Genomic DNA, 6,985 nt, shown 5'->3' on the forward strand with positions numbered 1-6,985 from the left:
GGATGACGTCGCGGGCCGCGGCGGTTCCGACGCACGGCCAGGGCCGGGTTCCGCGGACGACGCCGCGGCGGTCGGTCGGCCTGGGCCGGACGCGCCGGTTTCGGTGGATGACGCCGCAGCGGTCCTAGGTGCGAGTTCCGCCGCCCGGTCTGGGCCGGACGCGGCCGATGACGCGCCGGCGGCCGCGAGTGAAACGGCGAGCCCAACTGACCTAGTCGGGTCCGAATCCGATCAGCGCCGGGGCGAGTGGTCCGACGAGCCGGTGGCCGCCGCCAGCGAGCCGCGGCGCGTGCCGCCGCAGGCCGTGATGGCGGACCCCGCGACACCGGAGCCGGTCATTCCGCAGGGAGCCGAGGGCGCGCGCGACGCCGCCGCGGTGCGCCGGGTCTGGGACGAGGTCGTCGCCATGGTCCGGGTCAACCACAAGCGGATCGCGGCCCTCGCCACAGAGGCAACCGTCCGCGACATCGACGGCGACACCCTGGTGCTCACCTTCCGGCATTCCTTCCACGCCAGCACCTTGGCGAAGGATCCGGAGCCGGTGCTCGAGGCCATCTACGAGGTACTCGGCGAGCGTTGGCAAATCCGCTGCGAGGTCGCCGGCGACCAGCGCGGCGGCGGTCCGGCGCCGGAGCGCGCACCGGAGCCGCCGGCCGCCGGCCGCGACACCGGTGGCAACGGCGCCGCGCCGGGCGGCAGGCCCGCGGGGCGGGGAGCGCGGGAGCGCTCGTCGAGCACGCGAGGGGAGAGCGGCGCCTCCGGCGACCGCTCGGACGAAGACCACCCGGGCGCACTGTCCGCCACGGATACGGCAACCGGCGACGGGACCGCGACGGTATCGGCCGGCGTCGGCGCCACCGACGCGGCGGTGGACGCGACCGCCCACGCGGCGGCGTTAGCGTCGGCCTACGCGGCGCCGTCAGGGCGGGCCAACGCGGCGCCGTCAGCGCCGGCGAACGCGGTGGTGGACGCGACCGCCCGCGCGGCGGGGTCAGCGTCGGCCTACGCGGCGCCGTCAGGGCGGGCCAACGCGGCGCCGTCAGCGCCGGCGAACGCGGCGGCGGACGCGGCGCCATTAGGGCGCGCCAACGCGGCGCCGTCAGCGCCGGCGAACCCGGCGGTGGACGCGACCGGCCACCCGGCGGGGTCAGCGCCGGCCTACGCTGCCGCGGAAGCGGCGGTCAACCCGGCGGGGTCAGCGCCGACCAACGCAGGGGCCTACGCGGCGCGGTCAGCGCCGGCGGCAGCCGGCAGTCCCGACGTTGCCGATGGCGAACGGCCGACGCGTCTCATCCGCGGTGACCGCGAGGAGCCGGGAGCTGACGCTCCGGACGGGGACGGTGACCGCGATCCCCGGCGGGACGGCGATGCGGAGCGGCGGCAGGCGCGGTCCGCGTTCGTCGAGGACGGCGCAGGCAGTGGTCGTTGGCAGTTGGCGTCATCGGGGTTCATCGGGGGCAGCGGAGCCGATGAGCCCGCGAGGCGGGACGGCAACGGCCCGGCTCACATCGGCGACCGCGTTGGGTCGCCGGATCCGGGCGGCGTCGGCGCTGGGCCGGCAAGGGTCGCCGGTGGCGGACCCGTCCGCGCCGCGGACGGCACCACTGTTGCCGGCGTGCGGGCCGGGTCGGAGAGCTCGAACCGCCCCGCGGACAGTGACCGCCCGACGGCGGGGAGCCCGAACCTGGCACCGGACCGCGAGCGGCCTACGGCGGCCAGCGCCGGTTCCGGGGTGCGCGCGGGGAGCCCGAACCGGCCCCCGGAAAGCGACCCGCGAGCGCCGGGCACCGCAGTCACCGAGGAGCGGCAGGCGTCGGGGAGCCCGAACCGGCCGGCGGTCAGCGGGCGGCCGACGGCTGCCAGGAGTTCGAGCGGACCCGCGGACAGCGACCGGCGGAGTCGCCAAGCGGCGGTCCCCGCCTCGGCGACGGACGAAGACGACTGGCCGGAGACCGCCCAACCCGGCGGCCACGCGGCCGACAACGCCGCCGGTGACGACCTGGACTGGCCCGAGACCGTGGCCCCGCCGGTGGCCGCCGGGCCCCCGGAGCCAGCCCCCGACCCGGCGCCGACCGCGCCCGCCTACGCGGCGAGCGCGCCGGCGACACCCGCCGCCCCGGCCGCGCGACCAGCGCCGGCCCCGCGCACGACCCCAGCGGCGCCCAGCGGGGGAGCGGCCGCGGCAGCCCGAGCCGCCGCCCGCGCCGCCGCCAACCGGGGGAAGAGCGCCACCGCCCAAGCCGCCCCCGCGGCGGCACCGGCCCGGCCGGAAGCCGACTGGGCGGAGGAGCCGCCCTTCGACCCGGAGTACGACGGCCCGGGCCGCCAGAAGGGCGGGAACGGCGTCCGGTTCGAGGGGTTCGATCCCGGTGACGAGCCCACGGACGAAGTGATCGACGAGAGGACCGCGCGCCAGAGCAGTGAGCAGCAGGCATTCGCCTTGTTGCACGAGGCGCTCGGTGCCGAGCGGATCGGTGAGATCGACCTCAAGTAGGCCCGTCTCGATAGCAACAAGAGAAACAGGCATTGAAGCAGCCGCCTGGTGACCACCTCGCCCGCGAGGAGGGCGATCACACCACTACTCTCTATAGAGACCGACGGTTAACGACGACAGAGGAGTCACCCGTGCGCCCCGGTGGACAGCCCAACCTGCAGCAGCTGATGAAGCAGGCGCAGAAGATGCAGCAGCAGATCGCCGACGCGCAGGCTGAGCTGGCCGAGGCCGAGGTGACCGGCACCGCCGGCGGTGGGCTGGTCACGGCCACGCTGAGCGGCACCGGTGAGGTCGTCAGCATCAAGATCGACCCCAAGGCGGTCGACCCGGACGACGTCGAGACCCTCGAGGACCTGGTCGTCGCGGCCCTGCACAACGCCACCGAGGCCGTGCGGACCCTCACCGAGGAGAAGATGGGCCCGGTCAGCGGTGGGATGGGCGGCCTCGGCCTGCCCGGCTTCTAGAGACGGAACCGCCGTGTACGAAGGCGCGATCCAGGACCTGATCGACGAGCTGGGGCGCCTACCGGGTGTCGGCCCGAAGAGCGCACAGCGGATCGCGTTCCACATCCTCTCGGCCGACCCCGCCGACGTCACCCGGCTGGCCACCGTGCTCAACCGGGTCAAGGACCAGGTGCGGTTCTGCACCACGTGCTACAACGTGGCCGAGTCGGAGCAGTGCCGCATCTGCCGTGACCCCCGGCGTACCGACGAGTTCCTCTGTGTCGTCGAAGAGCCGAAAGACGTGGTGGCGATCGAGCGCACCGGCGAGTTCCGCGGCCGTTATCACGTTCTCGGCGGGGCGATCAATCCGCTCGAGGGCATCGGCCCCGACAACCTGAAGGTCCGCGAGCTGATGAGCCGGCTCGGTTCGGGCGAGGTCAAGGAACTCATCCTGGCCACCGATCCGAATACCGAGGGTGAGGCCACTGCGACCTACATCGCGCTGCTGGTCAAGCCGATGGGCATCGACGTCACCCGGCTGGCCAGCGGCCTGCCGGTGGGTGGCGACCTGGAGTACGCCGACGAGATCACCTTGGGCCGGGCCTTCGAGGGCCGGCGTGCGGTCTGAGTCACTTCCGCGCCGCCACAAGCCGCAAATCACTGCAACTTAGACATACCAAAAGCCACTCATCGGGCAAATCTGGGCAAGCTGTCCGGCTCAAGACTGGGGGCCGATGTGACGCTGCCCGTTACGTGTGCCAGCATGACCGTCACACCGAAGACGTTCTCACGTCTGGGCACAGCGTCATCCCCCGATTACCCGAGGTTCCGAGTTGGCAGGTCACATTGTCATTACGGGCAGGCCTGAAGTTGGTTACGCCCCTCCCCCGCCCTTGACGCTGAGCGACGACGCGAGAAATTGTTCGGTACGCAGTGGCACATCGCCGCTGTCGTTCGCGCGCCCGTTCGGCTCACCCCAGTCGGGCGGTCACCACGAACTCTCCACGTACGCGCCAACCGATCGGTTGTCGACGCGGCGGGGACCGGTCCAGCCTGCGGGCAGCACGGTCACCTGCGCGCGGCGGCCGGGGAAAGGACCGGGCAACTGATGGTCGTTGGCCCCGACGCGTCCATTTCCGATCAGGTCCCTGTCGGGGAGCCGCCGGCTGAAGCCGAGGGCTCCCAGAAGGCCATCGAAGGACGCTCCCTAGGCCAGATCGCCTGGCGCCGGCTCAAGCGGGACAAGGCCGCGATGGCCGGCGGCATCGTGATCATTCTGTTGATCCTGATCGCCATCTTCGCGCCGCTCATCGTCAACGCGTGGGGTTACGACCCCAACTCGTTCCACCAGGAGACGATGGACCCGGCCACCCAGGCGCCCACGTCGACGTTCCCGTTCGGTGCGTTCGACTCCAAGCACCTGATGGGTGTCGAACCACCGTTCGGCCGCGACATCTTCAGTCGCGTGCTCTACGGCGCCCGGATCTCCCTGCTCATCGCCTTCCTGGCCACGCTGCTGTCGGTGATCATCGGCGCGACGCTCGGCGTCATCGCCGGTTACCTCGGCGGCTGGGTCGACTGGGTGATCAGCCGGGCGATGGACCTGTTCCTGGCGTTCCCGATCCTGGTCTTCGCGATCGCGCTCGCCGGCGTCATCCCGGACAAGGCCTTCGGGCTCTCCGGCGACACGCTCCGAATAGTGCTCCTGATCTTCATCATCGGCTTCTTCAACTGGGGCTACATGGCCCGCATCGTGCGGGGTCAGACGCTCTCACTCCGCGAACGCGAGTTCGTCGACGCGGCCCGGAGTCTCGGTGCGCGCAGCGGCTACATCCTGCGCAAGGAACTGCTGCCCAACCTGGTGGCGCCGATCCTGATCTACGCCACGCTGCTCATCCCGACCAACATCCTGTTCGAGGCCGGCCTGTCCTTCCTGGGCGTCGGCATCCGGCCTCCGACGGCGACCTGGGGCGGAATGCTCAGTGAGGCGGTGCGCTACTACACGATGCCGCACTTCATGTTCTGGCCCGGCCTGGCGATCTTCATCACCGTGCTGGCCTTCAACCTCTTCGGAGACGGACTCCGCGACGCGCTTGACCCAAAGACGCGATGAGCCCTGAACGGAATCACCCGAAGCCCCACCACCTCTCAAACGAAGGGGAGCAGTAGATGAAGAGAAGGTTGGTGTCTGGCGTCGCCGTTGGCGTCGCAGCCGCCCTCGCGCTCGCCGCCTGTGGCGGCGGGGGCACGGATTCCACCACCGACAGCAGCGGCGGTGGCACCACCACCGCAGCGTTCGACGCCGCCAACGGCAAGGTGTTCAACCCTTCTGACAAGAAGGGCGGCACCTTGAAGATGGCGATCTCGTCGGACTGGGACTCGGTCGACCCCGGCGACACGTACTACGGTCTGTCGTGGAACCTCGCCCGGCTCTACACCCGTTCGCTGACCATGTTCAAGGTCGGCCCGGGCAAGACCAGCAGCGAGCTGACCGGTGACCTCGCCGAAGGCCTGGGCGTGCCCAGCGACGGCGGCAAGACCTGGACGTACAAGCTGCGTCAGGGTCTGAAGTTCGAGGACGGCACCCCGATCACGTCGAAGGACGTCGAATACGGTGTGTCGCGCTCGCTGGAGAAGGCCACGCTGGTCAACGGCCCGACCTACTTCAACGACTTCCTCGACCTCAAGGGCTACAAGGGCCCCTACTCGAGCAAGGGCCAGGACAACCCGGCGATCGACACGCCGGACGACCTGACCGTCGTGTTCCACCTGAACAAGCCGTTCGGTGGCTTCGACTACTTCGCGCAGATCCCGGCCACCGCGCCGGTCCCGGCCGCGAAGGACACGGGCGCCAAGTACAAGGAGCACGTCGTCGCCTCGGGCCCGTACAAGTTCGAGAGCTACTCGGCGGGTAAGGGCTTCAAGCTGGTCCGCAACGACCAGTGGGACCAGTCGACGGACCCGAACCGCAAGGCTCTGCCGGACGCGTACGACGTGACGATCGGCGCCAACGCCGACGACATCGACAACCAGATCATCGACGGTTCGCTCGACGTCGACATCGCCGGCACGGGTGTGCAGCCCGCGGCCCTCAGCCGCGTGCTGGGCGACCCGACCATCAAGGAGCGCGCGGACAACCCGCTCAGCGCGCGCCTGAACTACGTCTCGATCAACCCGAACGTCCCGGCGTTCAAGAACATCGAGTGCCGCAAGGCCGTCGAGTACGCCGCGGACCGCACCACCTACCAGACCGCGTACGGCGGCCCCCAGGCCGGCGGCGAGATCGCGACGGGCCTGCTCCCGCCGCAGCTCCCGGGCTTCCAGAAGCTCGACGTGTGGTCGGCCGGCGCGGACAACAAGGGTGACCTCGACAAGGCCAAGGCTGCTCTGCAGGCTTGTGGCTCGCCGAGCGGTTTCGAGACCAACATCGCCTACCGGGCCGAGCGCCCCAAGGAGAAGGCGACCGCCGAGGCGCTGCAGCAGTCCCTCGCCCGGGTCGGCATCAAGCTCACGCTGAAGCCGTTCCCGACCGGTGACTACTTCGCGCTGTACGCGGGCAAGCCGAGCTACCGCAACTCGAACAACCTCGGCCTGATGGTCAACAGCTGGGCGGCGGACTGGAACGACGGCTTCGGCTTCCTGTCGCAGATCGTCGACGGCCGGGTCATCCGGGACACCGGTGGCTCGTCCAACCTCAGCGTCAACATCCCTGAGGTCAACAACATGATTGACCAGGCGATCGCCGAGACCGACACCGCGAAGCGCGACGCCCTCTGGGGCGCCATCGACAAGCGGGTCATGGAGGAGGCGGTGATCCTGCCGGGCGTCTGGGCCAAGCAGGTCACGGTGCGTAGCAAGAACACCACCAACGTCTTCGTCAACGACGCCTACGGCCAGTACGACTACCTGTCGCTGGGCGTTCAGTAAATCCGTCTAGTTCGCTAAACCCCTTGGTTAGCAAGCACCCCAAGTGAGGTAGGTGAAGGCGAGCGGCGGCCGGCCCCTCCCCGTATGGGGGGGGGCGGTCGCCGGGGCCGAACTCCGTGGG

5 protein-coding genes are annotated in these 6,985 nt (G+C 70.5%); all 5 read left to right on the forward strand.

Annotation, left to right across the window (positions count from 1 at the left end; genetic code table 11):
* Positions 1–262: 262 nt before the first annotated feature.
* The 5 genes from AB0H87_RS35290 (at position 263) to AB0H87_RS35310 (ending at position 6,864) form a co-directional block, all read left to right on the forward strand.
* Positions 263–2,494, forward strand: a complete 2,232-nt coding sequence (locus AB0H87_RS35290; RefSeq protein WP_360155917.1) for a hypothetical protein — start codon at positions 263–265, stop codon at positions 2,492–2,494.
* Between the two features lie 155 nt (positions 2,495–2,649).
* The gene (locus tag AB0H87_RS35295; RefSeq protein WP_360155929.1) at positions 2,650–2,958 is read left to right on the forward strand and encodes a YbaB/EbfC family nucleoid-associated protein; all 309 of its coding nucleotides are present in this window, start codon (positions 2,650–2,652) and stop codon (positions 2,956–2,958) included.
* 13 nt (positions 2,959–2,971) lie between these two features.
* Positions 2,972–3,565, forward strand: a complete 594-nt coding sequence (gene recR, locus AB0H87_RS35300; protein ID WP_360155920.1) for a recombination mediator RecR — start codon at positions 2,972–2,974, stop codon at positions 3,563–3,565.
* Between the two features lie 480 nt (positions 3,566–4,045).
* Complete coding sequence (locus AB0H87_RS35305) at positions 4,046–5,050, forward strand: ABC transporter permease (RefSeq protein WP_360155923.1); 1,005 nt, start codon at positions 4,046–4,048, stop codon at positions 5,048–5,050.
* Between the two features lie 56 nt (positions 5,051–5,106).
* A complete protein-coding gene (locus AB0H87_RS35310; RefSeq protein ID WP_360155926.1) occupies positions 5,107–6,864 on the forward strand; it encodes an ABC transporter substrate-binding protein in 1,758 nt (585 codons plus the stop codon).
* The last annotated feature ends 121 nt before the right edge of the window (positions 6,865–6,985 follow it).

Source organism: Asanoa sp. NPDC050611 (genome assembly GCF_040654855.1).
GTDB lineage: Bacteria > Actinomycetota > Actinomycetes > Mycobacteriales > Micromonosporaceae > Asanoa.